The organism is Aeromonas sp. 130281 (genome assembly GCF_056642115.1).
The window spans coordinates 530,559-556,213 of the sequence record NZ_JBWVQS010000001.1; the positions used below are offsets into that span (position 1 = coordinate 530,559).

At 63.5% G+C, this 25,655-nt stretch carries 21 protein-coding genes; 14 read left to right on the plus strand and 7 right to left on the minus strand.

Features of this window, described 5'->3' with window-relative positions; all coding sequences use genetic code 11:
* Window positions 1-544: 544 nt before the first annotated feature.
* From AC1IN8_RS02370 to AC1IN8_RS02385, 4 genes are all read left to right on the plus strand, one after another.
* Window positions 545-3,007: a hypothetical protein gene (locus tag AC1IN8_RS02370; RefSeq protein WP_479757911.1), complete on the plus strand. Its 2,463-nt coding sequence runs from the start codon at window positions 545-547 to the stop codon at window positions 3,005-3,007.
* Window positions 3,004-4,077, plus strand: coding sequence for a beta-galactosidase BglB (gene bglB, locus AC1IN8_RS02375; RefSeq protein WP_479757912.1), 1,074 nt, complete (start codon window positions 3,004-3,006; stop codon window positions 4,075-4,077). Before AC1IN8_RS02370 ends, bglB begins: the two co-directional genes overlap by 4 nt.
* Before the next feature lie 35 nt (window positions 4,078-4,112).
* The gene (locus AC1IN8_RS02380; RefSeq protein ID WP_139435385.1) at window positions 4,113-5,756 is read left to right on the plus strand and encodes an alpha-glucoside-specific PTS transporter subunit IIBC; all 1,644 of its coding nucleotides are present in this window, start codon (window positions 4,113-4,115) and stop codon (window positions 5,754-5,756) included.
* Window positions 5,757-5,934: 178 nt separating this feature from the next.
* On the plus strand, window positions 5,935-6,768 hold the full coding sequence (locus AC1IN8_RS02385; RefSeq protein ID WP_479757913.1) for a sugar phosphate isomerase/epimerase family protein: 834 nt from the start codon (window positions 5,935-5,937) through the stop codon (window positions 6,766-6,768).
* Between the two features lie 160 nt (window positions 6,769-6,928).
* On the opposite strand, the gene AC1IN8_RS02390 is transcribed toward AC1IN8_RS02385, so the two are convergent.
* Entirely contained in the window at window positions 6,929-7,261 is a 333-nt protein-coding gene (locus tag AC1IN8_RS02390; RefSeq protein ID WP_479757914.1) for a SemiSWEET family sugar transporter, read from the minus strand.
* 279 nt (window positions 7,262-7,540) lie between these two features.
* Here AC1IN8_RS02390 and kduI point away from each other — a divergent pair, with 279 nt between their 5' ends.
* The 3 genes from kduI to AC1IN8_RS02405 all read left to right on the plus strand — a co-directional run bounded on the left by kduI (window position 7,541) and on the right by AC1IN8_RS02405 (window position 9,813).
* Window positions 7,541-8,377 (plus strand): 5-dehydro-4-deoxy-D-glucuronate isomerase, encoded by an 837-nt coding sequence (kduI, locus tag AC1IN8_RS02395; RefSeq protein WP_479757916.1) that lies wholly within the window; start codon window positions 7,541-7,543, stop codon window positions 8,375-8,377.
* Window positions 8,378-8,459: 82 nt separating this feature from the next.
* A complete protein-coding gene (kduD, locus tag AC1IN8_RS02400) occupies window positions 8,460-9,221 on the plus strand; it encodes a 2-dehydro-3-deoxy-D-gluconate 5-dehydrogenase KduD (protein WP_319916901.1) in 762 nt (253 codons plus the stop codon).
* A gap of 67 nt (window positions 9,222-9,288) precedes the next feature.
* Window positions 9,289-9,813: a YgjV family protein gene (locus AC1IN8_RS02405; RefSeq protein ID WP_479757917.1), complete on the plus strand. Its 525-nt coding sequence runs from the start codon at window positions 9,289-9,291 to the stop codon at window positions 9,811-9,813.
* A 126-nt stretch (window positions 9,814-9,939) separates the two neighbouring features.
* Here the strand turns inward: AC1IN8_RS02405 and kdgR are convergent, their stop codons facing one another.
* On the minus strand, window positions 9,940-10,734 hold the full coding sequence (gene kdgR / locus AC1IN8_RS02410) for a DNA-binding transcriptional regulator KdgR (RefSeq protein ID WP_139435373.1): 795 nt from the start codon (window positions 10,732-10,734) through the stop codon (window positions 9,940-9,942).
* 314 nt (window positions 10,735-11,048) lie between these two features.
* Here kdgR and kdgK point away from each other — a divergent pair, with 314 nt between their 5' ends.
* Window positions 11,049-12,617 (plus strand): 2-dehydro-3-deoxygluconokinase, encoded by a 1,569-nt coding sequence (gene kdgK, locus AC1IN8_RS02415; protein WP_479757918.1) that lies wholly within the window; start codon window positions 11,049-11,051, stop codon window positions 12,615-12,617.
* 60 nt (window positions 12,618-12,677) lie between these two features.
* Here kdgK and araC read toward each other — a convergent pair whose 3' ends face one another.
* The 4 genes from araC to AC1IN8_RS02435 all read right to left on the minus strand — a co-directional run bounded on the left by araC (window position 12,678) and on the right by AC1IN8_RS02435 (window position 17,320).
* Window positions 12,678-13,589 (minus strand): arabinose operon transcriptional regulator AraC, encoded by a 912-nt coding sequence (araC, locus tag AC1IN8_RS02420; protein ID WP_479757919.1) that lies wholly within the window; start codon window positions 13,587-13,589, stop codon window positions 12,678-12,680.
* 132 nt (window positions 13,590-13,721) lie between these two features.
* Window positions 13,722-14,723, minus strand: coding sequence for an L-arabinose ABC transporter permease AraH (gene araH / locus AC1IN8_RS02425; RefSeq protein WP_139435367.1), 1,002 nt, complete (start codon window positions 14,721-14,723; stop codon window positions 13,722-13,724).
* A gap of 50 nt (window positions 14,724-14,773) precedes the next feature.
* On the minus strand, window positions 14,774-16,270 hold the full coding sequence (gene araG, locus AC1IN8_RS02430; RefSeq protein WP_479757920.1) for an L-arabinose ABC transporter ATP-binding protein AraG: 1,497 nt from the start codon (window positions 16,268-16,270) through the stop codon (window positions 14,774-14,776).
* A gap of 66 nt (window positions 16,271-16,336) precedes the next feature.
* Window positions 16,337-17,320, minus strand: a complete 984-nt coding sequence (locus AC1IN8_RS02435) for an arabinose ABC transporter substrate-binding protein (RefSeq protein WP_479757921.1) — start codon at window positions 17,318-17,320, stop codon at window positions 16,337-16,339.
* Between the two features lie 360 nt (window positions 17,321-17,680).
* On the opposite strand from AC1IN8_RS02435, the gene AC1IN8_RS02440 reads away from it, so the two are divergent.
* Genes AC1IN8_RS02440 through araA form a run of 3 tightly spaced genes read left to right on the plus strand, consistent with a single transcriptional unit; the run spans window position 17,681 to window position 21,582 of the window.
* Complete coding sequence (locus AC1IN8_RS02440; protein ID WP_479757922.1) at window positions 17,681-19,372, plus strand: ribulokinase; 1,692 nt, start codon at window positions 17,681-17,683, stop codon at window positions 19,370-19,372.
* Window positions 19,369-20,067, plus strand: coding sequence for an L-ribulose-5-phosphate 4-epimerase (locus tag AC1IN8_RS02445; RefSeq protein ID WP_139435359.1), 699 nt, complete (start codon window positions 19,369-19,371; stop codon window positions 20,065-20,067). The genes AC1IN8_RS02440 and AC1IN8_RS02445 overlap by 4 nt, the downstream gene beginning before the upstream one ends.
* Window positions 20,068-20,082: 15 nt before the next feature.
* Window positions 20,083-21,582 carry an L-arabinose isomerase gene (gene araA, locus AC1IN8_RS02450; RefSeq protein ID WP_479757923.1) on the plus strand — a complete coding sequence of 500 codons (1,500 nt, stop codon included), beginning with the start codon at window positions 20,083-20,085 and terminating at the stop codon, window positions 21,580-21,582.
* Between the two features lie 71 nt (window positions 21,583-21,653).
* Here araA and AC1IN8_RS02455 read toward each other — a convergent pair whose 3' ends face one another.
* Complete coding sequence (locus AC1IN8_RS02455) at window positions 21,654-22,544, minus strand: LysR family transcriptional regulator (RefSeq protein ID WP_479757924.1); 891 nt, start codon at window positions 22,542-22,544, stop codon at window positions 21,654-21,656.
* Between the two features lie 114 nt (window positions 22,545-22,658).
* Here AC1IN8_RS02455 and AC1IN8_RS02460 point away from each other — a divergent pair, with 114 nt between their 5' ends.
* From AC1IN8_RS02460 to AC1IN8_RS02470, 3 genes are read left to right on the plus strand one after another with little or no spacing between them, the layout of a single operon-like run.
* Window positions 22,659-23,810 carry a methionine aminotransferase gene (locus AC1IN8_RS02460; RefSeq protein ID WP_479757925.1) on the plus strand — a complete coding sequence of 384 codons (1,152 nt, stop codon included), beginning with the start codon at window positions 22,659-22,661 and terminating at the stop codon, window positions 23,808-23,810.
* 8 nt (window positions 23,811-23,818) lie between these two features.
* On the plus strand, window positions 23,819-24,634 hold the full coding sequence (locus tag AC1IN8_RS02465; RefSeq protein WP_479757926.1) for a carbon-nitrogen hydrolase family protein: 816 nt from the start codon (window positions 23,819-23,821) through the stop codon (window positions 24,632-24,634).
* A 53-nt stretch (window positions 24,635-24,687) separates the two neighbouring features.
* Complete coding sequence (locus AC1IN8_RS02470) at window positions 24,688-25,458, plus strand: ABC transporter substrate-binding protein (RefSeq protein ID WP_247626352.1); 771 nt, start codon at window positions 24,688-24,690, stop codon at window positions 25,456-25,458.
* Window positions 25,459-25,655: the final 197 nt, after the last annotated feature.

Consider the following 25,655-nt stretch of genomic DNA (forward strand, 5'->3'; position numbering starts at 1 on the left):
CCTGAGTAGGCTATCCCAGGGCAGAGGCCCCAGGCTCACCTCTACGATATCGAGAGCCATTGGAGTCAGTGAATAACGACAGCACCCTTGAAAGTCAATGCCAACCAGGTTCTATGACACGATAAATAAAGAGCCGTGAGAGATGAAGTAAAAAGGGAATCCAATGACCCCTGTCATTCATTTCGAGTGATCATTCATCGCTGAATATGGGCCTTGTGTCACGCAACACAGACTTATCTGAAATTGACATTTCGCTATCACTGGATGAGCAAACATTATGGTTAGGCTCCAGTTCAGGAAACATTAGCCAGTTGACTGTCGACATATTGTCGCTCAGGTCACAGTTTGCATCATTGCGTTGAATGAGAGATGAAATCAGATGTCCAACGGCCCAATGACTTTCATCAATTGCCGTTAAAACACGCTGCCATCTGTTTTTATATTCATTAAGGTGGCGAGTCCCTTTAATAACATAAAAAGGGGCTCGTCTGATTACTCAATATTAATAATCCCTATGGGTCTCAATAGCTTCAAGGAGAGTAGTATGAAGCTTGGAAATTGGGTGCTTGAGCCAAATGCGGCACTCACCCGTTTTAGCGTATCCGCTCCCCGCGAGGAGCGATTCGCCGAGTTTTTTGCCGGTGAAGCCATGGACATGACCATGGATTACCGCTTCCAGAATGGTGCCGGGCCGCAAGAAGATGCCTTCTGCCGGCGTATTTTCCGCCAGCAGATGGCCGATCGTACCGTCGAACCGGATGACGCCCTGCCGCGCACTCAGGTGAGTTTCACCGGCGAGAGCGATACCGTCTCTTTTTCCTCCTTCCAGCGTGTGCCATTCCATGTGCAGCGCTGGCTGGAGGTGGAGTTGCATGCCGACGAGGCGGGCAACTATCCCTTCCAGCTGTCGACTTGTGGGGGGGCCCGCCTGTGGTGCGACGGGGTGGCCATCGCCCGGTTCACCCCCTTCACCCGCAACAAGCTGCAGAGCTGCGAGCTGATGCTGCCCTTGCAGGCGGGCAAGAACACCCTGCTGATTCATCTGGAAGAGCTGTTCGAGCGGGATACTCTGTTTGCGCTGCGGCTCATCTACCGTGGTCACGCGCCTCTTGGGGTCTCGCTGCCCCATGTCGATGCCGACGTGCTCGATGAGCTGTGCCAGTTTGCTGGCGCCATGCGCCCCGAACTCAGCGCCTGGCACAACCAGGCCCGCATCCGGCTCGGCGTGGCCGCACCGACTCACCCCGTGCGCCTGCAAGGCGAGATCCACGGCATGGGCAATGACAACTTCAAGGCGCGTCAGCTGGATTTCGGCCCCCTCGCGCCGGGCAGCCAGGTGCTGACCCTGGCGCTCCCTGCCGATATCGGTCCGGCGCACTACCAGATCGTGCTGAACATCCACTGCGCCGGCGTCACCATCAGCCGCAGCATTGGTGTCAACGTCATGCAACCCCTCGGCCAGGCCGAGCAATCAACCAGCCTGAGCGATCGCAAGCAGCAGGCGCTGCGCCACACCGCCCGTCATGGCATGGATCGCACCGCCCGCCTGCTGGCCATGCTGCACTGCGGCGAGCTCACGGCCGAGGCCGATCAACTGCTGCTAGATACCCTGGCGCGGATCAGCGCCCGCGAGGATTGCTCCGATTTTTCTCTGGTCCCGCTGCTCTGGATCTGGCAGCGCCATCAGGGCGAGCACTTCCCCCCCACCCTGTGGCGCCGGGTGCGCAGCGCCATCCTCGGTTACCGTTACTGGCTGGATGAGCCGGGCAACGATGTGATGTGGTTCTGGAGCGAGAACCATACCCTCTGCTTCCACACCGCCCAATATCTGGCTGGCCAGCTGTTCCCCCACGAGCGCTTCCTGGCTTCGGGACGCAGCGGCGAGCAGCAACGCGCCATCGCGGCAGAGCGTCTGGCGCAGTGGTTCGATGCCATCGATCGCCACGGCTTCGTCGAGTGGAACTCGGCACCCTACTACCCGGTCGACTACATCGGCCTGTTCGCGCTCTATCAGCTGGCGGGAGATGCCTGGGTGCGCGAGCGCGCCAAGGCGCTCATCGATCGGCTGATGCTGCTCAGCTCCCTGCATTATCAGGCCGGGATCGCCGCCGGCACCATGGGGCGGGTCTACGAGAAAGAGCTGCTGGCCGGGGTGCTCACCGAGCTGTCGGCCTACGGCAACGTCGCCTGGGGCGGCGGCTGGTATAACCGCAAGTGCGCCTCCCTGCCGCTGTTCTGTGCCAGCGACTATCAGCCTCCCCTCGAGGCCGACCGCTACGCGACCCTGCAACAGGGCACGCTGGCGGCCTGCTATCAGGCGGGAGGCGGCAAGATAGTCGTCTGGAAGGAGCCGGGGGTCAGCCTCTCCAGCTGCGTCGACCACCACAGCGGTCAGCGCGGCCATCAGCAACATCTGGTGGATGTGCAGTTCGCCTCCGGTCACGACGCCAAGTTCTGGGTCAACCACCCCGGCGAAGCCGAGCCCGGCGGCGAGCAGCGTCCCTCCTACTGGTCCGGCAACGGCGTGCTGCCGCGGGTGATGCAGATGGAAAACCGCACCCTGCAGCTCTATCGGCTGACCGAGGATGACCCCTTCCCATGGACCCACCTTTATCTGCCGGCAGAGGCCTTCGATCGGGTGATCGCCACGGCCCACGGCTGCCTGATCCGGGCCGGGAATGCCTTTGCCGCCATCGGCTGCTCGGCCCCCCTGTGCGCGGTAACGACCGGGATGACCGCTGGCAACGAATATCGCGCCAAGGCGCACCGGGTGGCCTGGTATATCGAGGTCAGCCATGGCGACGACGCCGCCTTCGCGGCCTTCTGCCAACGCATGGCCAAGCTCGAAGTCCGCCTCGAGGGCGAGACAGCCATCGCCTGTACTCCGGAGTCTGAGCTCATGCGCCTGGACTGGCAGGGCAACTGCCTGATCGAGGGGGTCTCCCACTCCTTCCCCGCCGAGGCGGGATGCGATCCCATCATCACCTATCGTGGAGAGGCACAATGAACCAGCAAGCACTCATCCCCACCCTGGAGCGGGTGGTCCGCGGCTTCTGCCAGCTCAAAGGCATGGGCGAGCTGACCGCCAGCCAGGGCCTGGCCATCCAGTTCGAACAGTGGGAGTGGGAGGTCGGGGTCGGGCTCTACGGATTCTGGCGCTATGCCCGGCACAAGGAGGATGCCGAACTGCAAGCCTCGTTGCTGGCCTGGTATGAGGGGCAGATAGCCAGAGGGCTGCCCGCCATGCAGATCAACACCACGGCTCCCATGATCACCCTGGCGCTGCTGGCAGGCCACAGCGGCCGCGCCGATCTGCGCGAGACGGTCAACGCCTGGGCCGACGATCTGATGGCCAACCTGCCCAGGACCGAGGAGGGCGGCTTCCAGCACGTGGTGAAGGAGCAGCCCAATACCGGCCAGCTCTGGGACGACACCCTCTTCATGACCTGCCTCTTCCTCGGCACCGCCGGGATAGTGCTGGCGCGCCAGGATCTGATCGACGAGGCCGTCTACCAGTTCCTGCTGCACACCCGCTACCTGAGCGAGCCCAAGAGCGGCCTCTGGTACCACGGCTGGACCTTCCTCGACCGGCACCATTACGCCGAGGCCTTCTGGGCCAGGGGCAACGCCTGGATCACGGTAGCCATCCCCGAATTCATCGATCTGATGGGGGATCACCTGGATGCCGGGGTGCGGCGCTACTTCACCCAGGTGGTGGCGCGCCAGGTGCGCTCCCTGTGCGAGCTGCAGGCCGACAACGGCATGTGGCACACGGTGCTGGATGATCCCTATTCCCCTCAGGAGTCCTCGGCCACGGCGGGGATCGCCTACGGCATGTTGCGCTGTGTCCGTCTGGGCCTGCTGGATGAGGCCAGGATTGAACCGGCCCTGCGGGCGGCCCGGGCCGTCTGGCAGCGCATCGACGGGGACGGCATCGTCCTCGAGGCCTCCAAAGGCACCATGGTCGGTCATGACCATCAGTACTACTGCGACATTGCCATGGCGCCCGTGCCCTATGCCCAGGCGCTGACGATGTTGCTGCTGCTCGAGCTGGAGCAGGGCCAGTGGCTGGCCTGAACACTTTATTGCTGTAACCATTCGGAGAAAACTTAATGTCCAAACGGAACTTTATGGGGGCCTTCCAGACCTTTGGCGGTGCCATGGCTGTCCCCATTGCCTTTTTACCCTTTACCGGTCTGCTGCTCGCCATCACCGGGCTGCTCACCATGCCCGATATCATGGGGGACCTGGCGCACCCCGACTCCAACTTCTTCAAGGTGATGACCATCATCAAGTCGGGGGGCTGGACCATCTTCCGCAACTTCCCCCTGCTGTTCTGCATGGCGTTGCCGGTGGGTCTCGCCAGGACAGGGCAGGCCCGGGCGGCGCTGGTCGCCTTCTTTGCCTACATGGCCTACAACTACTTCACCAACAGCATGCTCACCTTCTGGGGGCCTGAGTTCGGGGTCAACTTCAATCAGGAAGTGGGCGGCTCCAGCGGCCTGGCGCTGGTGGGGGGCATCAAGACGCTGGATACCAGCATCGTCTTCTCCCTCATCATCGGCGGCGTGGTGACCTGGATCCACAACCGCTTCTTCGAGAAGAAGCTGCCGGATTACCTCACCATCTTCCAGGGCATGAGCCTGGTGTTCATCATCTCCTTCTTCGTCATGTTGCCCATGGCCTGGTTGACCTGCGAGTTCTGGCCCAAGGTCCAGGTGGGGATCAACGCCATGCAGGGCTTCTATGTGGAAGCCGATGCCTTCGGCATGTGGCTGCTCGCCTTCGTGGAGCGGATCCTGGTGCCCACCGGCCTGCACCGCTTCGTCTACTTCCCCTTCTTCTTCGGCCCGGCCGTGGTCGACGGCGGCCTCTATACCCACTGGATCGAGAACGTCTCCACCTATGCGGCGTCCACCGTGCCCCTGGTTGATCAGTTCCCGGCCGCCGGCTACTCCCTGTACGGCAACATCAGCGTGTTCTGCTCCCTGGGGGCCGGCCTCGCCATCTATGCCACCGCCAAGCAGAAGATGAAGCGCAAGATCGCCGCCCTGGTGATCCCGGCCATCATCACCGCCATGGCGGTCGGCATCACCGAACCCATCGAGTTTACCTACCTGTTCGTGGCGCCGGTGCTCTACCTGGTCAACGCAATCATAGGTGCGACCCTGTGCGTGGCGCTCTATCTGTCCGGCGTGGTCGGTTTCATGGGGGGCGGTCTGAACGACATCATCCTGTTCAACTGGGTCTTCTACGCCAAGAACCATGCTCACCTCATCTGGATCCACCTCGCCTTGGGCCTCGGCTTCGCCGCCATCAACTTCTTCGTGTTCCGCTACATGATCCTGAAGTTCAACTTCCTCACCCCGGGTCGTGGCGATGAAGAGGAGGAAGATGACGTGCGTCTCTACTCCAAGCAGGACTACCGCGACAAGCAGTCTGGCAAGGCCGTGGCCGGTCAGGAGCCGGATCGCCTCAGAGCCGCCGCCATACTGCGTTGTGTCGGGGGATGTGACAACGTCGAGACCATAGGCAACTGCCAGACCCGACTGCGCCTGGTGGTGAAGGATCAGACCCAGGTACAGGATGACAAGGCCCTCAAACAGGCCGGTGCCCTGGGGGTCATGCGTTCGGGCAAGAACCTGCAGGTGGTGGTCGGTCTGTCGGCCCCCATGGTGCGCGAGTACTTCGAGCAGGAGTACAACAAGGGCCCGCAACCCGCCCCCGATGCCGTCGTCCCGGCCCCTGCCGCCTGATGAAGCACTGACAGTGCCGATGGCAAGCGCCCGTATCTGGCCTCCCACAGGGGCCAGTCGCGCCGCCGCTTGCCTCTTGAACTTGCGGGCCCCCTGGGCTCGCAAGCCGTTTCTGATGCCGGCCCTCGCCAGGCGCCAAACCGCTGTCAGAGACAGCCATGACCCACTGGAGCATGCAATGAACAGATTGAAGATTGGGGCCCGCGCCCATGATCTCGCGGATCAGTCGCCGGCGGCGCTGATCGCCCAGGCACATGAGCTCGGCCTCGACGGGCTGCAGCTCGCCGTGCACAAGAGCTGGCCCGAGGCCTATCAGGCCCGTGATATCCACGCCCTGACCACCCACATCCAGCAGTTGCAAGAGGCCGGCCTCCCCCTCTTCCTGCTGGCGAGCTACTTCAACCCCGCCCACTCCGACGCCGACGTCCTGGCACGGGATCTGGCGCGGGTGCGCCTCAACATCGAGCTCGCCCGGCGCTGCCAGATCGGCGCCGTGGGCAGCGAGACCGGCTCCCTGAACGACGATGAGTGGACCCGGCACCCGGACAACCAGAGCGCCGCCGCCTTTCACAGGGTGGAGCAGACCCTGACCCAGCTAAGGCCCGATCTGGCGCAGGCCGGTTGCGACTTTCTGGTGGAAGCGGTGTGCGATCACATCATTCACGATGCCCGTAGCCTGACGTGGCTGAACGCCCGCCTGGGGGAGCGCTTCCTGGTGACCCTGGATCTGGCCAATCTGCTGGATGCCGACAATGTCGCGGACTGGCGCGAGATCCTGGCGGATTTTCTCGACCTGCATGGCGAGCATATCCGCTTGTTTCATTTCAAGAACTTCATTCTGGAGGGGCGCAACAAGGTATCGGTGGGGCTGGCGCAGGGGCTGATCGACTATGCCGAGGTGCTGCTCATGCTGGCGCAGTGCCAGCTGACCCATGTTCCCATCATCGTCGAGGAGCTGTCGGGAGACCCCCTGCGGGAGAGCGTGGCCTACCTGCGCCGCCTGAGTCGGTAAATCAGATGGGTGGAGGGGATGGGCCCAAGACGACAAACGGCGCCCGGGGCGCCGCCTGGTTCATCAACCAAAGGGAGGGTGCTGAGTGCGGACAAGGAGGGCACAGCTTGGCGCCAGATGGCCATCCCCATGGGTGGATGGCCTCCCTGGCACCCCGGGATCAGGCCCGCTCATTGCTCCACTTCAGCACCATGACGGCGCTGGCCAGCAGCAGTGTGATGCCATTGGCCATGATGAGGGGGGTATCGCCGGACTTCAGGCCATAGGTCAGCCAGAGCAGCAGACCGCTGATGAAGACCAGGTACATCTTGGTGGAGATCGCCTTGGTTTCCCGCGTCTTGAGGATGTCGAACACCTGCAGGGAAAAGGATCCCGTGGTCAGGAAGGCCGCACAGAGCCCGAGGGTGGCGGTATCGAAGGCAAACAGAACCGTGCTCAGGGCAGCCACCCCGGCCAGCATGATGATTCGATTGGATGAAGCACACTTGTTCATTGATAGACCTGTTATTGAATGAGATTGGCAACGAATGTCCTGTCGCCGCCACCCGGAGGGTGGCAGCCACTCTTGGCCGCGCGCGTCTTCTGGTGCGGCAAAGGGATTTGTGGCCCGGTTTCACGGGCCCGGCACGGCCATGAGCCACACCGGGCAGGAAGTTTAATCTCAACAAATAAAAATACAAAACAGTGTTTTGATTTTTATTTTTCACTTGTTATCATTATTGACACTACAGACAACGCGACTGCCAACCTGCGGCGCTCATCGAGGTTAACCATGCAAATTCGTCAAAGCATTCACAGCGATCATGCCAGGCAGCTGGACACTCAGGGCCTGCGCCGTGAGTTTCTGGTGGAAGAGATCTTCAGCGCCGATCGGCTGACCATGACCTACAGCCACATCGACCGCATCGTGTTCGGCGGCATCATGCCAATTCAGGGCCCCCTCGCCTTCTCGGACGAGCTGGGCAAGACCTTCGGCGTCAGCTATTTCCTCGAGCGCCGCGAGCTGGGGCTTATCAATATCGGCGGCCCGGGCCTGGTGGTGGTGGATGGCACTGCCTATGAAGTAGGCAAGGCCGAGGCGCTCTATGTGGGCCAGGGTGCCCGCGAGCTGAGCTTCGCCAGCGTCGACGCCGCACAGCCTGCCAAGTTTTACTACAACAGCGCCCCGGCCCATGTGAGCTTCCCGACCCGCAAGGTCACCCGGGCAGAAGCCTCACCGGTCACCCTGGGAGACGCGGCCACCAGCAACCGCCGTACCATCTACAAGTACCTGGTGCCGGACGTGCTGCCGACCTGCCAACTGGTGATGGGCTTGACCCAGCTGGAAGAGGGCAGCCTGTGGAATACCATGCCCTGCCACACCCACGAGCGCCGCATGGAGGTCTACTTCTACTTCAACATGCAAGAGGATGCCGCCGTGTTCCACATGATGGGCAAGCCGGACGAGACCCGTCATCTGCTGGTCCACAACGAGCAGGCGGTGATCTCCCCCAGCTGGTCCATCCACTCCGGTGTCGGCACCCAGGCCTACACCTTTATCTGGGGCATGGTCGGCGAAAACCAGGTGTTCGGCGACATGGATCATGTGGCCGTCAGGGATCTGCGCTGATCCCCGTTCTTTGCCGGGCAGTGTGCACTGCCCGTTTTCCCCCATCATGCCTGCCACGTCCGGTGGCAGCAGAGGAAACAAGATGATTCTCAATGCATTCGATTTGAAGGGTAAGGTTGCCATCGTGACCGGTTGTGACACCGGCCTCGGCCAGGGCATGGCGCTCGGTCTGGCCGAAGCTGGCTGTGACATCGTCGGCATCAACATCGTCGAGCCCACGGACACCATCGCCAAGGTGGAGGCGCTCGGGCGCCAGTTCCTGAGCCTCAAGGCCGATGTCAGCAAGGTGGATACCCTGCCCGCCCTGGTGGATCAGGCGGTCTCCCGCTTCGGCCGCGTCGACATCCTGGTCAACAACGCCGGCATCATCCGCCGCGACGACGCCATCAACTTCAGCGAGAAGGACTGGGACGACGTGATGAACATCAACATCAAGAGCGTCTTCTTCATGTCCCAGGCGGTGGCCAGGCAGTTCATGGCCCAGGGCCGGGGCGGCAAGATAGTCAACATCGCCTCCATGCTCTCCTATCAGGGCGGCATTCGAGTCCCCTCATACACCGCCTCCAAGAGCGGCGTCATGGGGATCACCCGCCTGCTGGCCAACGAGTGGGCCAGCCAGGGCGTCAACGTCAACGCCATCGCCCCCGGCTACATGGCCACCAACAACACCACGGCCCTGCGCGCCGATGAGGATCGCAACGCCGCCATCCTGGAGCGGATCCCGGCCGGACGCTGGGGGGTGCCGGATGACATGATGGGCCCCGTGGTCTTCCTGGCCTCCCCCGCCTCCGACTACATCAACGGATACACCATTGCCGTCGACGGTGGCTGGCTGGCCCGCTAACCCTTAGCCCATACAAAAGGCGCCATCAGGCGCCTTTTTTCGTTCATCTCGTCTCGGGATCCATTCAATGTCGCTCGACCCCCTGGCCCAGCTGCTTGGCCTGCTCGCCTGTGCCATAGGTATCACCGCCTTCCGGCAATCTCAGGACAGTAAACTGCGGCTGCACCTGACCCTCAACGGCGCACTCCTCACAGCCCATTTCATGTTGCTCGGCGCCACGGCCGCCGCCATCAACTGCCTGCTCTGTGCGGTACGGACCTGGGTCTCCGGCTATTATCGCGGCCTAGGTGTGATGCTGTTTTTTCTGGGACTGACCTGGCTATTGGTGATGCCCAAGGTCATACATCCCATCCAGCTGTTGACGCTGCTCGGCACCACCTTGAGCACCTACGCCCTGTTTCGGCTAGAAGGCATGGCGCTGCGGCTGTGCATGCTGAGCAGCACAGTCTGCTGGCTTGTCCACAACATCTGGGCGGGATCATGGGGAGGCATCTTGCTGGAGGGCAGCTTTTTCATCGTCAACGGCCACCTCATCCTCGGCCTCTACAAAGCGCGGCGACAGGGGAGATGCGTGAGCACGCCACAGGGATAAACCCTGGTGGTGCCCGGGCGAGCACGACAAGGGACAAAAAAGCCGGGGGCGGAACTGCGGTCAGACAGTCCCGCTCCCGGCTTGGTTCGAGAAAGCACGCAGCAGGCCGCCGCGGCTCATCCCCTGTTACCTGGTCCGGAATGGATAATCGTGAAAACCGAGTTCGGCCGAGATGCGGGCGGCAGCCTCGTGCAGCAAGCCCACCAGCTCCTCCTTGTTCTCTTCACTGAAACGCACCAGGGGTAGCGACAGGGAGAGCCCGGCGATGATGCGCCCCATGCGGCTGTAGATGGGCACGGCGAAGCAGCGCAGGCCCGGCTCCATCTCTTCGTTGTCTTCCGCGTAACCCTGCTCGCGCACCAGGACCAATTGGGCCAGCAAGGCGTCGATGTCGGTCAGGGTGTGCTCGGTAAAGCGCTCAAAGCTCACATTGGCCAGCATGCCGCGCACCTCGTCCTCGGGCAACCAGGCCATCATCACCTTGCCAAGGGCGGTGCTGTAGAGCGGGCGACGGCGACCTATGCGGGAGTACATCCGCAGGTTGTACTCGGAGTCTACCTTGTGCAGATAGACGATGCTGTCCTCGTCGAGGGCCCCCAGGTGCAGGGTCTCCTTGGTCAGCTTGCCCAGACGATGCATCTGGGTATCCGCGATGGGGATCAGCTCCTGGTGCTCCAGGGCCTTGCCGCCGAGTTCGAACAGCTTCAGGCTCAGGGTGTACTTGTCGGACTCCCCCTCCTGATTGACATAACCCAGGGTCTTCATGGTCTGCAAGAAGCGATAGACGGTACTCTTCGACATCATGATCCGCTGGGACAACTCGGTGACGCCAATCTCTTTCTGCTCCCCCAGCGCCTGCAGGATGCCAAAGACCTTCAGGACGGATGAAACGGAATCTGGCGAGGTATCTACCACTGACATAGGGTTCTCCTTATAAGCTCCATCGTTTCAGTGTATTTGAAACGCAAGCCCAATCATAGCCATGGGTGTGTTTCAAAGGGGCAACGCCCAGACTCTGCATCATTGCCGATGAGGTCACAGACCCGACTGACCGACGCCACAACCCTTGCAACCGGGCGGCACGGCTGCCATGCCATACCCACCCCCCGACGTCAGGATCGCACCGTCAGCCCCATAGAGGGGCCACACGACATTTTTATGAAATGATGTTTTATTTTATTTGATGCGGATGGCGCATTAAATATAATGACGGCGTCATCAACACGGGAGGGCATATGCCGACCAAGATTGCCGTCATTGGCGAGTGCATGATCGAACTATCCGAGAGCAAGGCGGGCATAGTGCGTCATTTTGGAGGGGACACCCTCAACACCGCCGTCTACCTGGCCCGTACCAGCCCCGAGCTGGCCGTCTTCTATGTCACTGCCCTTGGCACCGACACCATGAGCGACGCCATGCTGACCCAGTGGCAGCAGGAAGGGGTGCACACCGAGCTGGTACAGAGGCTGGAGCACAAACTGCCCGGCCTCTATCTCATCGAGACCGATGCCCGGGGCGAGCGCACCTTCCATTACTGGCGCAATGATGCCGCCGCCCGCTACTGGTTGCAGGGCGAACACGCCGGATCTATCTGCCAGCAGTTGCAGCACGTTGACTGGCTCTATTTGAGCGGCATCAGCCTCGCCATCCTCCCCCCCGCCGATCGGGCCAGCCTGCTGCAGCATCTGGCCTTGTGCCGGGCAGCCGGTGTGAAGATCGCCTTTGACAACAACTACCGCCCCCGGCTGTGGGAAAGCAAGGAGGCGGCGCAACAGGCCTACCGCGCCATGCTGGCGCTGACCGACATCGCCTTCCTGACCCTGGACGACGAGTTTTCCCTGTGGGGCGACAGCCAGGAGGCCCAGACCCTGGCACGCACCCTGGGGCTCGGGGTCGGCGAGATCGTCATCAAGCGTGGCGCCGAACCCTGCCTCATAGTGCAAGGCGAGCGGCAGGACGAAGTGCCTGCCATGTCACTGGCCAGGGAGCGAGTGATCGACACCACGGCCGCCGGCGACTCCTTCAGCGCCGGCTACCTCGCCACGCGGCTCGCCGGGCGCGCGGCCAGTGAGGCGGCCCACCATGCCCACCTGCTGGCCGGCACCGTCATCCAGCATCGCGGGGCCATCATTCCCGGCTCGGCGATGCCAACCCCCCCCCCCTTCCCACTGCTGAGGCAACCCATGTCAACCTTGCTTGAAACACTCTCGACCCTGAAGATCATCCCCGTCATCGCCATCCAGAACGCCGACGACGCCGTGGCCCTGGGCCAAGCCCTGATGGACAACGGCATGCCGAGCGCCGAGATCACCTTCCGCACCCCGGCGGCGGCCGAGGCCATCCGTCAGCTGCGTGCCGCTTTCCCCGAGATGATCATCGGGGCCGGCACCGTCCTCACCACGGCCCAGGTGGATCAGGCCATAGACGCCGGGGTGGACTTCATCGTCAGCCCCGGCCTCAACCCGCGCATCGTCCAGTATTGCCAGGCGCGCGGCGTGCTGATGATCCCGGGGGTCAACAACCCCAGCCTGGTCGAGCAGGCGATGGAGCTGGGCCTTCGCGCCCTCAAGTTCTTCCCGGCTGAACCCTCCGGCGGTCTCCCCATGCTCAAGGCCATGAGCGCCGTCTACCCGGTTCGCTTCATGCCGACCGGGGGCGTCAGCCCCGCCAACGTGAAGGATTATCTGGCGCAAGGATCTGTGTTTGCCTGCGGCGGTACCTGGATGGTCCCGGCGGATCTCATCGAGAAACAGGAGTGGGACAAGATAGGCGCCCTGGTCCGTGAGGCCATGGCGGCGCTCTGAGTCCAGGCCCCCAAATAAACAAGCCCTCATCATGAGGGCTTTGTCATCTCTGGGTTCTTCTCACAACGGGGTGGCGCACTTGCGGTATTCGGTGGGGCTGACCCCGACCCGTTTCCTGAACACCCGCGAGAAGTAGAGCTGATCGTCATAGCCCACCTGCTGGCCTATGGTGGCCACCGACATGGGGGTGGTCTGCAGCAGCAGCTTGGCCCGCATGATCCGCTGATCCTCGCGCCAGCGCACTATGCTCACCCCCACCTGCTCGCGAAACAGGTGGGCCAGCCGTGAAGGGGACAAAAACACCTGCTCCGCCAATGCCTCCACCGAGATCTCGGCGCAGAGCGATTCGCTCAGGATCTGGCACGCCTGGTGAACTCTGTGATCTAGGGTGGGATAGGCACTGAGGGACGAGGCCTCGTAACAGCGAATCAGCAGCCGCTCAAGCAGGTTCATGGCGAGCTGTTCCGACATGGGCCTCAGCTGCTGGTGGGTCTCTTCGATGTCGAGGAAGAGGGCGTCGAATTCGGCGAGCAAGCCGGCGTCCGCCAACTGCAGTCGCCCCACCCGCTCCGTCACCTGGGGCCACTTGAGCCAGTCGGCCCAGTAGGCCCGCGGCCGGAAATAGACCCAGCGGTGATACCACTCCCGGGCATCCGGCGCCCGGCCGTAATGGTGCACCGCCGCGGGCGGAAACAGCAGCAGGTCCCCTGGCTCCACGGTGAAGGCCTGATCCCCCTGAAAGATCTGCCCCTTGCCCCTGATGGTCAGGTTGACGATGAAGCCTTTCATCCCCTGGGGCCGGTCGATGATGAAGTCGAGGGCGCTCCCCTGCTCGATGGGGGTCATGCCCGAGACCAGGAAGACGTCGAAGGCGTAGCCCGGCAACAGGGGGTTGAGTTGTTTCGGCTTCTCTTTTTGCATCGAGGACATGGCGGAAAACAGCGCTTGGGTAAAAAAATCGGCTTGGGCCATTGTAGAGATCCGGCGTTGGAACAACCTATTTTCGCAAGCGGCCTGATGTGAATTTATTGAACTGGCTCACAGCTTGCCTGAAGGAGGCACCAGGCCAGCATGGGCCGACCTGGTGCCGGAGGGGACAACCGCTCAGACGCGCGCCTTGCGCACCTGCTTGTAGCGGTCGAACAGCACGGCGGCGAGCAGGATGAGGCCGCGCACCACGTACTGGGCAAACGGGGAGATGTTGAGCAGGTTCATGGCGTTCTCCATCAACCCCAAAATCAGCACCCCGGCGATGATGTAGGAGATCTTGCCGATGCCCCCCTTCATGGAGACGCCCCCCAGCACGCAGGCGGAGATGACCACCAGCTCGAAGCCGATGGAGGTCATGGGCTGGCCCGAGGTCATGCGCGAGGCGAGTATGATCCCCGCGATGGAGGCAATCAGCCCGGTCATGGTGAAGATGATGATCTTGGTGCGCACCACGTTGACCCCGGCCAGGCGCGCCGCCTCCTCGTTGCCCCCCATGGCCAGGGTGTTGCGGCCGAAGGTGGTCTTGTTGAGCAGCAGGCCAAAGAGCACGAAGCAGAGCGCCGTCAGCCAGACCGGGGTCGGAATGCCGAGCAGGGCGGAGTTGCCGAGCTCGAAGAAGCCCTCCTCGACGATGCCCACCGCCTTGCCGTCGGAGATGATGTAGCCCACCCCGCGCGCCATCTGCATGGTGGCCAGGGTGGTGATGAGGGCGTTGATCTTGAATTTGGCCACCACTATGCCGTTGATGAGGCCAAACAGCACCCCCACCGACATGCCGGCCAGGATGCCGACCGTGATGCTCTCGGTGGCGTTGATGCCGACCGCGCAGGCGACGCCGGAGCAGGCCACCACTGAGCCCACCGACATGTCGAACTCGCCGGAGGCGAGGCAGAACAGCATGCCGCAGGCCACCATGCCCGACATGGAGACGGCAAGCCCGAGCCCGCGCATGTTGATCAGGCTGGCGAAGTTGGGCACCAGCGCGCAGGCCAGCAGGAACAAGATGGCGAAGATCACCAGCATGCCGTATTGATCCCAGACGCGGGCCAGTTGCAGGCGAGAGCCGCTGGCCGCCGAGACGGTCGCGGCCTGACCGGCTGAGGTAGTTGTTGTCATGGTATTTCTCCTGAAGTTTCCGGGTGCTATCGCGTTGCAGTCACGGGGGATTAACGGGCCGGCATGGCCAGATTGAGCGCCTTGACCTCGTCGGCCTCATGGTGGGATAGCTCCCCTGCTATCACCCCCTCCCGCATGACCATGATCCGATCTGCGATGCCCAGCACCTCAGGCAGCTCGCTCGAGACCACCACCACGGCGATGCCCACCTTGGCCAGATCGTAAATCACGTTGTAAATCTCGTTCTTTGCCCCGACGTCGATGCCGCGGGTCGGCTCGTCGAGCAGGATCACCTTCATGTCCTCGGAGAGCCAGCGCCCCAGAATGGCCTTCTGCTGGTTGCCGCCGGAGAGGTTCATGATGGCCTGATGGGGGGACGGGGTCTTGACCCGCATGTCGCGGATCCGCAACCTGGCGTTCTCGTCCTCCCACTGCTGGTTGATCCAGAAGCCCCCCCACGCCTGGTGGCGGCGGGCGCTGATGTTGATGTTCTCCTGCACCGAGTGGATGGGGATGATGCCGAGGGCCTTGCGGTCTTCGGTGCAGAGCATGATGCCGCTGCGAATGGCGTCGATGGGATTGCGAATGACCACCGGCTTGCCGAACACCGCTATCTCGCCGCCTCGGGGCGTCTCGGCACCGAAGATGAGCTTCATCAGCTCGCTGCGACCGGCCCCCACCAGCCCGAAGATGCCGAGGATCTCCCCCCGTTTCACCTCGAACGAAATGGGCGCCCTGAGGCCAGGCCCCATCAGGTGCTCCACCTTGAGGCCCACCTCCCCGAGCGCTCTGGGGCTGTAGCCGTAGATGTCGGTCAGCTCCCGTCCCACCATGGTCTTGACCAGCAGATCCCGGTCCACCTCAGCCATGGAGGCGAAGGTGCGCACGAACTGTCCATCCTTGAATACCGTGATGGCGTCGCACAGGGCGAAGATCTCGTCCATCCGGTGGGAGACATAGAGAATGACCTTGCCCTCGTCCCGCAACTGGCGGATGACCCTGAACAGCTGCTCAATTTCGCGCGACGACAGGCTGCTGGTCGGCTCGTCGAAGGCGATGACACTGGCATCCCGGGTCAGGGCCTTGGCGATCTCCACCATCTGCCATTGCCCGAGGGACAGGTACTTGAGCGGCGTCTCCGGCGACACATCCATGCCGAGGCGCGCCAGCTGTCTGGCCGCATCCTGATAGAGCTTCTCCCGATCGATGACGCCGCGCCGGGTGGGCAGCTGGCCGAGGTAGATGTTCTCCGCCACGCTCATCTCGGGCACCAGGTGCAGCTCCTGATAGATGATGGCGATCCCGCTCTCCAGGGCATCGACCGTGTCTTGAAACACCTTCTCCTGGCCCGCCAGCTTCACCACCCCTGTGGTGGGGGCCTGAAAGCCGCTCAGGATCTTGAGCAGGGTGGATTTGCCCGCGCCGTTCTCCCCCATCAGGGCGTGCACCGAGCCCTGCAGGCAGGAGAAGGAGACGTTCTGCAGCGCCTTGACGCCGGGGAACTCCTTGCTGATGCCGCAAAACTCCAGATAAGGAACTTGATTCATGAGATGACTCCAGCCAGCCGGCACGGCGCAGAGCGCCATGCCGGCATGGGTATCAGGGATTGGCGATCACAGACCTTTCTTCTGCAGCTCGACCTTGAAGTTGTCGCGGGTGATGAGCACCACGTCGGTCACCTCGGTGAACTTGGCAGGCTCGGCGCCGTTGACCACCCAGTCATGGAGCATCTGGATGCTCTTGTAGCCGTGCACGTCCGGGCTTGGCAGCAATGAGCCGAGGAAGCCGGTGGCGCTGGACTTGGAGAGCTCGTTCACCGCATCCACCCCGTTGATGCCGATGCCGATGACGTTGTCGGCCTTGAAGCCCTGCCCTTCGGTGGCGCGCACACCGCCGAGCACAGTGTTGTCATTCATGCCGACGATGAGCCAGTTCTTCACCTCTGGGTGCTGCACCAGCATGGAGTTGGCGGCATCCAGGGCCCCCGGAATGTCGTTGGCCTTGGTGGGAGAGCGGTAGATCTGGCCTTCGGGGAAACCGGCGGCCTTGAGCGCACTCAAGGAGCCGTCGACCCGGCGACGGGCGGTGTCGAGCTCGTCGGCGGTGATGGCGAGCACGGCTGTACTCTTCAGGTCCCACTGACGTTTTTCCATCTCCTTGTAGAGCTCCTGGCCCTGGCGTTCCCCAATCTTGGTGGCGGCCATCATCACCAGGGGCACCTGCTCCATGGGCTGGCCCTTGGCGTTGACGAACTGGTCGTCCACCGTGATGACCTTGAGATCCATGCTGTTGGCCTTGGCCATGATGGCGGCCCCGAGCTTGGGGTCAGGGGTACAGATGACGAAACCCTTGGCGCCGTTGGCCGCCAGGCTGTCGATGGCATTGAGGGTCTTCTCCCCATCGGGGACGGCTATCTTGATCACCTCGAAACCGAGATCCTTGCCCGCCTTGTCGGCGAAGTTCCACTCGGTCTGGAACCAGGGCTCCTCCGGCTGCTTGACCAGGTAGCCCAGCTTCAGCGCCTCGGCCGAGAAAGCAGAATTTGCCATACCCATGGCAAACCCCATCGCGATCATGCCTTTAACGATTTTGTTCATGCGAATGTCTCCAACGGTTCTATCAATCCATGTATCCACGCAGTGCTGCCCCTTGAGTCAATCAAGTTACAGCCATCTAAATCATGCTTAAACAGGACGTTATTGTTGTTGCTAGATGAGCGAACCAAGTTGTAATCGTTTTCACATGGAAAAATGGAGAGCAGGATCACGCCATGAGATTGCAGCCATTTTGTCTATATCTTTAGCAAAATCGTTACATATTGAATTTTCGAGAGCCGTCACCCTCTCGCACTGACAGCGTTAAAATCCATATTTCCAGCAGCCAATGGCTAACCGCCCCTCCTGCCCATCTCCTATGGTTCCTCCCCAGTCACCCCTCATTGATGGTCAGGAGCACTTATGTCTGAGCACCCCAGGTCCGAGCACATCGTCATCGGACTCGATTTCGGCAGCGACTCGGTCAGGGCACTCGCCGTGCGCTGCCAGGACGGCGCCGAGCTGGCGACCCAGGTCGTCTATTACCCGCGCTGGCAGGCAGGCCACTACTGCCAGCCGGTCAACAACCAGTTCCGCCACCACCCCCTCGACTATCTGGAGTCCATGGAGCAGGCGGTGGTGGCTGTGGTGAGCCAGCTCACCCCGGCCCAGCGCACCGCCGTGCGCGGCATAGGGGTGGACAGCACAGGCTCCACCCCTGCCCCCATCGACAGAGAGGGGCGCGTGCTGGCCCTGCGTCCGGAGTTTGCCGACAACCCCAACGCCATGTTCGTGCTGTGGAAGGATCACACCGCCATCGAGGAGGCGGAGGCCATCACGGCGCTGTGCCACGGCGGCCGGTTCCCCGACTACAGCCGCTACATCGGCGGCATCTACTCCTCCGAGTGGTTCTGGGCCAAGATACTGCACGTCTCCCGCGCCGATGCCGCGGTGCGCGCCGCCGCCTGCAACTGGGTCGAGCTGTGCGACTGGGTGCCCGCCATCCTGAGCGGCACTCAGGCCCCGGCCGACATCCGGCGCGGGCGCTGCGCCGCCGGCCACAAGTCCCTCTGGCACCCGAGCTGGGGCGGCCTGCCCCCCGCCGACTTCCTCAATGCCCTGGATCCCCTGTTGACGGAGGATCTCGACTTCCCCCTCTTTACCGACAGCTGGACCGCCGATCTGCCGGTCGGCACCCTGACCCCGGAGTGGGCGGAGCGGCTGCACCTCTCCTGCGAGGTGGTGATCGCGGGCGGCGCCTTCGACTGCCACATGGGGGCGGTGGGGGCCGGGGCCGGCAACAATGCGCTGGTCAAGGTGATAGGCACCTCCACCTGCGACATCCTGATCGCCGATGAGGCCACCATAGGCGATCGCGCCATTGCCGGGATCTGCGGCCAGGTGGACGGCAGCGTGGTGCCGGGCATGGTGGGGCTGGAAGCGGGACAATCGGCGTTCGGCGACATCTATGCCTGGTATCAGCGCCAGCTCGGCTGGCCGCTTGATAGCCTCGCCGCCCAGTATCCCGAGCTTCGCACCGCCATCGAGGCCCACAAGCGGGAGCTGCTGCCAAGCCTCGCCGCCGCCTGGGAGCAGCAGCGGGACCTCGCCCATCTACCGGTGGTGCTCGACTGGTTCAACGGCCGCCGCACCCCCTACGCCAACCAGCGCCTGCAGGGCACCCTCACCGGGCTCAACCTCGGCACCGATGCCCCCGATCTGTTCGGTGCCCTGTTGGCCTCCACCGCCTTCGGGGCCCGCAGCATCATGGAGTGCATGACCAGTCAGCAGGTGCCGGTGGAGCAGGTGATCACCCTTGGCGGCATAGCCCGCAAGTCGGCCACCGTGATGCAGACCTGCAGCGACGTGATGAATCGCCCCATCCAGGTGGTGGCCTCGGATCAGTGCTGCGCCCTGGGGGCGGCCATCTTTGCCGCCGTGGCGGCCGGGATCCATCCTGATGTGGCCAAGGCCCAGCACCACATGGCGAGCGCCGTGGAGCGCACCCACCAGCCCAACCCCGAGCGGGTCGCCGAATACGAGCGCCTCTACCAGCGCTACCTCGCCTGGGGCGCTGCCGCCGAGCCGCTCTACAACCGGGGAGTACCGGCATGAACCTCAAGATGCTCAAGGAGCAGGTGCTCGTCGCCAACCTGGATCTGCCGCGCCACGAGCTGGTGACCTTCACCTGGGGCAATGTCAGCGGCATCGACAGAGAGCGCAATCTGGTGGTGATAAAGCCAAGCGGCGTCAGTTATGAGCGGATGCTGCTCGAAGACATGGTGGTGCTGGATCTGGCCGGCAAGCAGGTGGAAGGCGCCTTGCGCCCCTCCTCCGACACCGCCACCCACCTGGTGCTCTATCGCGCCTATCCGGAGCTTGGCGGCGTGGTGCACACCCACTCCACCCACGCCACCGCCTGGGCCCAGGCGGGGCGCGCCATCCCCATTTTCGGCACCACCCAGGCCGACTACTTTCACGGCGAGATCCCCTGCTCTCGCCTGCTCACCCCGGGCGAGGTCGAGGAGGATTACGAGGGGCTGACCGGTCATCTCATCGTCGAGACCCTCAGACAGACCCCCATTCTCACCATGCCGGGGGTACTGGTGGCCAACCACGGCCCCTTCAGCTGGGGCAAGAGCGCCGAGGATGCGGTACACAACGCCGTGGTGCTGGAAGAGGTGGCCCGCATGGCCTGGCTCACCGGCCAGATCAACCCTGCGGCCCGCCCCCTGCCCGATTATCTGCTGGAGAAGCACTACCAGCGCAAGCACGGCAAACACGCCTATTACGGCCAGACAAAAGCATAAACAGAGGACACCAAGATGGAATTGATGAAACAGCTGGAAGTGTGGTTCCTGGTCGGCAGCCAGCACCTGTATGGCGCCGCCACCCTGAAGCAGGTGGCCGATCACGCCCACACCATCACCAGCCAGCTCAACGAGCGCGCCGGCCTGCCGGTCAAGATAGTGCTCAAGCCTACCGGCACCACTCTCGATGAAATAAGCGCGGTGGCCCGCGATGCCAATCACGACCAGCGCTGCATCGGGCTCATGGTGTGGATGCACACCTTTTCCCCCGCCAAGATGTGGATCCCGGCCCTGAGTCAGTTGCAAAAACCCCTGCTGCAGTTCCACACCCAGTTCAACCGGGATCTGCCGTGGAGCGAGATCGACATGGACTTCATGAACCTGAACCAGACCGCCCACGGCGGCCGTGAGTTCGGCTTCATGGGTGCCCGGCTGCGCCTGCCCCGCACCGTGGTGGTCGGTCACTGGCAGGATGAAGAGGCCCACCGCAAGCTGGGCAACTGGATGCGGGTCGCCGCCGCCATTCACGACAGCCGCCACCTGAAGATCGCCCGCTTTGGCGACAACATGCGCAACGTGGCGGTCACCGAGGGCGACAAGATTGAGGCCCAGATCCAGTTCGGCTATCAGGTGAACTACCACCCGGTCGGCGATCTGGTGAAGGTGATCGACGCCATCCCCGCAAGCGACATCGAGGCGCTGCTGGCCGAATACGAAGAAACCTACACCCTGACCGAGGCGGTGCAAGCGGGCGGGCCGCTGCGTGCCTCCCTGTATGAGGCGGCGCGCCAGGAGCTGGGGATGAAGAAGTTCCTCACCGACGGTGGTTTTGGCGCTTTCACCACCACCTTCGAAGACCTTCACGGCCTGCACCAGCTGCCGGGGCTGGCGTGCCAGCGCCTGATGCAGCAAGGCTTCGGTTTTGGGGCAGAAGGGGACTGGAAGACGGCCGCCCTCTTGCGCACCCTGAAAGTGATGGGCTCAGGCCTTGCGGGGGGCACCTCCTTCATGGAGGACTACACCTACCACCTGGAGGCGGGCAACAACCTGGTGCTGGGAGCCCACATGCTGGAGGTCTGCCCCTCCATCGCCGCAGCCAAACCCGTGCTGGACGCCCAGCACCTGGGGATAGGCAAGAAGGCCGATCCGGCCCGCCTGCTGTTTGCGGCCCCCGCTGGCAAGGCGGTCAACGCCAGCCTCATCGACATGGGCAACCGCTTCCGGCTGGTGGTCAATCAGCTGGAGGTGGTGGACCTGCCAGAGGCCATGCCGAAACTGCCGGTGGCCAGCGCCCTGTGGAAACCCATGCCGGACCTGCAGACCAGCGCCGAAGCCTGGATCCTGGCGGGGGCCGCCCACCACTCGGTGTTCACCCAATCGGTGGACATAGCGCAGCTGCGCACCTTCGCCGACATCCTGGGCATCGAGTTCGTGGTGATCGACGAGCACACCCGCATCCCCGAACTCAAGGAGCAGTTGCGCTGGAACGAGGTCTACTACAAGATCTGCCACTGAGACTTTAATTGGCCAGCAGCCACCATCATGACAACAGCCCCGCCCGCGGGGCTGTTTCTTTTAATGCCCCCTCAAGGGTGCGCATCCCCCTCCAGCAGCCAGTGACAGACCCGCTGCACCCCGTGGCGCCGGCTGTCGGGGCGGGCGAGCAGGGCGTATTCGTGATCCGTCTCCAGCACGGGGGCAAAGGGGGCGACCAGGGCGCCGCTCTCCAGCTCCTCGGCCACTATGGTGGGATCCCCGAGGGAGAGGCCGAACCCCTGCAGGGCGGCATTCATCGCCAAGTCCAGGGTATCGAACAACTGCCCTCCCTGGGGCTGCCAGGGGACGTCGAGGAAGGCGGCAAACCAGTTGCGCCAGTCCCGCCGATCGGCGCTGGCATGGATGAGGGGCAGCAGGGGCAGCTCGCTCAGGTCGCGCTCGAACAGGCGATGCTTGGCGGCAAACGCCGGGGCGCAGACCGGGGTCAGCCGCTCCCGAAACAGGGGCTGGCTGTGGGGATAGCGCCCCAGGCAGGGTTGATAGACGATGGCGAGATCGAAGGGCTCCCGGGAGAAGTCGATGCCGTGGCTGTGGCTGCCGCGCACCTCCACCGCCTCCCCTTCGAACGCCTGCAACCGCCGCAGCAACCAGCGGCTGGCGCAGGAGGGCACCTTGATGCTGATGGCCTGCTCGTGGGGCAGGGTCTGCAAGGCGCTGAGCCCCTCCCCCATGCGGGCCAGCCCTTCGCGGACGAAGGGCAGCAACCGCTCGGCGGCCGGGGTCAAGGTGAGGCAGCGGGTGCCGCGCACGAACAGCAGGTGCCCCAGGCGCGCCTCCAGCTGGGCGATCTGCTTGCTCACCGCCCCCTGGCTCACGCACAGCTCGTCGGCGGCCAGGGTGAAACTCAGATGGCGGGCAGAACACTCGAAAACCTGCAGGCCATAGAGGGGCAACTGGCTACGGGGTTGGGCGGACAACATACAAGCCTCCATGCTTGAGAAAAACTCATGCATAACATGCCGAATAATCCGTTGTCCGGCAACCCTTGCGGGGGCTAAAAAGGGACCTCTTTCACACACTCAGGTGACGGCGCCATGTCTTCCCCCCGCATTGTCAGCAAACTGCCCCAGGTGGGCACCACCATCTTCAGCGTGATCGGGGATCTGGCCGCCCGCCATCCCAGCATCAACCTCTCCCAGGGGGCGCCGAGCTTCCCCTGCGATCCCGAGCTCATCCTGGTGACCCACGAGGCCATGCTGGCGGGGAAGAACCAGTATGCCCCCATGACGGGGCTGCCCGCCCTGCGCGAGCAGCTCGCCGCCAAGATAGCGACCAGCTACGGCCACCACTATGACGCGGGCGAGGAGGTCACCATCACCGCCAGCGCCAGCGAGGCCCTGTTCTGCGCCATCACAGCCCTGGTTCACCCCGGCGACGAGGTGATCATGTTCGAGCCGGCGTTCGACAGCTACCGCCCCATGATCCAGTTGCAGGGGGCCACCCCTGTGGTGATCGCCCTCAAGGCGCCGGACTTTGCCATTCCCTGGGAGGAGGTGGCCGCCCGCATCACCCCCCGCACCCGCATGATAGTGCTCAACACTCCCCACAACCCCACCGGCACCGTCTGGCAGACGGGGGATCAGGAGCGCCTCGCCCGCCTGGTGCGCGGCACCGACATTCTGATCCTCTCGGACGAGGTGTACGAGCACGTGGTGTTCGACGGCGCCCTGCACCAGAGCGTCATCCGCTATCCGGAGCTGGTGGAGCGCTCCGTCGCCGTCTTCTCCTTCGGCAAGACCTTCCACGTCACCGGCTGGCGGGTGGGTTACTGCGTGGCGCCCCGCCCCCTGATGGAGGAGATCCGCAAGGTGCACCAGTTCGCCATGTTCGCCGCCGACACCCCCATGCAGTACGGCTTCGCCCACCTGTTGCAGCAACCGGCCCACTATCAGGGGCTGGCGGCCTTCTACCAGCGCAAGCGCGACCTGCTGACCTCGGCCCTGGCGGATTCGCGCCTGACCCTGCTCCCCTCGGCAGGCAGCTTCTTCATGCTGGCGAGCTACGAGCGGGTAAGCGACGAGCCGGACAGCCTCTTCGTGCAGCGGCTCATCCGCGATCACGGGGTCGCCACCATACCCGTCTCCGCCTTCTATCACGACGGCACGGATCAGCGGGTCATCCGCCTCTCCTTCTCCAAGGATGACGACACCCTGCTGGCGGGCGCCGAGCGCCTGTGCGGCGTCTAGGAGGCACCATGGATTCAGTGCGCGTTGCCGTTATCCAGATGGTCTCCGGGGACAGTCTCGACCACAACCTGGCCCAGGCCGAGGCCCTGCTGCGCCAGGCCGCGGCCGAGGGGGCCGAGCTGGCCCTGCTGCCCGAATACTTCTACCTGATGCCGGTTGACGAGCGGGCGCGGGTGGCCCTGGCCGCCCCCGTGAGCAGTCACCCCCTGCTGGCCTGGGCCCGGGAGCTGGCCCGGGAGCTCGGAGTCTGGCTGCTGGCGGGCACATTGCCGCTCGTAAGCGACGAACCCGGCAAGATGCACAACAGCAGCCTGCTCATCGACCCGCAAGGGGAGCTCGCGAGCCGCTACGACAAGCTGCACCTGTTTGGCTTTTGCACCGGGCAGGAGCAGTATGACGAGGCCGCGACCATGAGCCCGGGCCGGGAGGTGGTGAGCCATCCCCTGCCCTGGGGGCTGCTGCGCTTTGGGATCTGCTATGACCTGCGCTTCCCGGAGCTGTTTCGCCTGGGGCCCGCCCCCGATTTCATCGCCCTGCCCGCCGCCTTCACCCACACCACGGGGCTCGCGCACTGGGAGCTGCTGCTGCGGGCCCGGGCGGTGGAGAACCTGGCCTTCGTGCTGGCCTCGGCCCAGGGAGGTGAGCACCCCGGCGGGCGCCGCACCTTCGGCCACAGCATGATCATCGATCCCTGGGGCCGGGTGCTGGCCCAGGTAGAGGAGGGTCAGGGACTGGCCATCGCCACCCTGGATCTGGCGGCCCAGCGCAGGGTGCGCAGCCAGCTGCCGGCCCTCGCCCATCGCAAGATAGCCGTCGGCCCTTGAGGCCGGCACCCTTTAGCACGCTAGGAATGACACCACACTTCAAGGGACTGACCATGAAACTCAACACACTGATGATGCTGGTGGCCCTGGCCACCGCCGGCCAAGCCGCCGCCAAACCCCTGGTGATCGCCACCGACGCCACCTATCCCCCGTTCGAGATGGTCGACAGCAGCGGCAAGCTCGGCGGCTTCGAGGTCGATCTCGCCTATGCCCTGTGCGCGGCCATGAAGACCGAGTGCGAGGTGATCAACCAGCCCTGGGATGCCCTGCTGCCCGGTCTGCAGGTGCGCAAGTATGACGCCATCATGTCCTCCATGAACATCACCGACGAGCGGCGCCAGAAGGTCGCCTTCAGCCAGGTCTACTACATGATGCAGAACCGCTTCGTGGGGCGCAGCGACAAGGCGGGCGACTTTGCCGACACCCCTGAGCACTTCAAGGGCAAGGTGATCGCGGTCCAGGAGGGCACCCCCCAGGACAACTTCATCACCGCCCGCTACGGTGACGTGGCCAAGATCAAGCGCTACGTCAACGCCCAGTCCCCCATGCTGGATCTGCAGTCCAGCCGCGCCGACTACACCTTCGGCAACATGGTGCAGTTGAAGGTGGGCTTCCTCGACAAGGAGATGGGCAAGCAGTTCGCCTTCGTCGGTCCCCAGTTCAACGGCACCCAGGACAAGATCCTGGGAGAAGGGGTGGCGGTGGCCCTGCGCAAGAACGATGACAAGCTCAAGGCCCGCTTCGATGCCGCCATCGAGAGCGTCAAGGCCGACGGCACCTTCGACACCCTGCTCAAGAAGTACCAGCTCGAAGATCTGCTCTGATCCCGACGCCGGACCGCCATCACACCATGCCAGTCGACACCGACTGGCATTTTTTATCCCGGTGAGGCGGCGCGTCCGGGCACGCCGGCGTTTGCCTCTTCAAGGTCGAGGCCAAGCGTGCCATGCTGCAGCTATCCATAGGCCATTAACGGGTCATCGCGCAACCGCCGTTGCCGCGCACCGACCAGGCAAGGAGG

Bases quoted from the DNA above. Each gene is read 5' to 3' on its own strand.
- AC1IN8_RS02370 (WP_479757911.1), top strand. From the start codon at position 545: ATGAAGCTTGGAAATTGGGTGCTTGAGCCAAATGCGGCACTCACCCGT.
- bglB (WP_479757912.1), top strand. From the start codon at position 3,004: ATGAACCAGCAAGCACTCATCCCCACCCTGGAGCGGGTGGTCCGCGGC.
- AC1IN8_RS02380 (WP_139435385.1), top strand. From the start codon at position 4,113: ATGTCCAAACGGAACTTTATGGGGGCCTTCCAGACCTTTGGCGGTGCC.
- AC1IN8_RS02385 (WP_479757913.1), top strand. From the start codon at position 5,935: ATGAACAGATTGAAGATTGGGGCCCGCGCCCATGATCTCGCGGATCAG.
- AC1IN8_RS02390 (WP_479757914.1), bottom strand. From the start codon at position 7,261: ATGAACAAGTGTGCTTCATCCAATCGAATCATCATGCTGGCCGGGGTG.
- kduI (WP_479757916.1), top strand. From the start codon at position 7,541: ATGCAAATTCGTCAAAGCATTCACAGCGATCATGCCAGGCAGCTGGAC.
- kduD (WP_319916901.1), top strand. From the start codon at position 8,460: ATGATTCTCAATGCATTCGATTTGAAGGGTAAGGTTGCCATCGTGACC.
- AC1IN8_RS02405 (WP_479757917.1), top strand. From the start codon at position 9,289: ATGTCGCTCGACCCCCTGGCCCAGCTGCTTGGCCTGCTCGCCTGTGCC.
- kdgR (WP_139435373.1), bottom strand. From the start codon at position 10,734: ATGTCAGTGGTAGATACCTCGCCAGATTCCGTTTCATCCGTCCTGAAG.
- kdgK (WP_479757918.1), top strand. From the start codon at position 11,049: ATGCCGACCAAGATTGCCGTCATTGGCGAGTGCATGATCGAACTATCC.
- araC (WP_479757919.1), bottom strand. From the start codon at position 13,589: ATGGCCCAAGCCGATTTTTTTACCCAAGCGCTGTTTTCCGCCATGTCC.
- araH (WP_139435367.1), bottom strand. From the start codon at position 14,723: ATGACAACAACTACCTCAGCCGGTCAGGCCGCGACCGTCTCGGCGGCC.
- araG (WP_479757920.1), bottom strand. From the start codon at position 16,270: ATGAATCAAGTTCCTTATCTGGAGTTTTGCGGCATCAGCAAGGAGTTC.
- AC1IN8_RS02435 (WP_479757921.1), bottom strand. From the start codon at position 17,320: ATGAACAAAATCGTTAAAGGCATGATCGCGATGGGGTTTGCCATGGGT.
- AC1IN8_RS02440 (WP_479757922.1), top strand. From the start codon at position 17,681: ATGTCTGAGCACCCCAGGTCCGAGCACATCGTCATCGGACTCGATTTC.
- AC1IN8_RS02445 (WP_139435359.1), top strand. From the start codon at position 19,369: ATGAACCTCAAGATGCTCAAGGAGCAGGTGCTCGTCGCCAACCTGGAT.
- araA (WP_479757923.1), top strand. From the start codon at position 20,083: ATGGAATTGATGAAACAGCTGGAAGTGTGGTTCCTGGTCGGCAGCCAG.
- AC1IN8_RS02455 (WP_479757924.1), bottom strand. From the start codon at position 22,544: ATGTTGTCCGCCCAACCCCGTAGCCAGTTGCCCCTCTATGGCCTGCAG.
- AC1IN8_RS02460 (WP_479757925.1), top strand. From the start codon at position 22,659: ATGTCTTCCCCCCGCATTGTCAGCAAACTGCCCCAGGTGGGCACCACC.
- AC1IN8_RS02465 (WP_479757926.1), top strand. From the start codon at position 23,819: ATGGATTCAGTGCGCGTTGCCGTTATCCAGATGGTCTCCGGGGACAGT.
- AC1IN8_RS02470 (WP_247626352.1), top strand. From the start codon at position 24,688: ATGAAACTCAACACACTGATGATGCTGGTGGCCCTGGCCACCGCCGGC.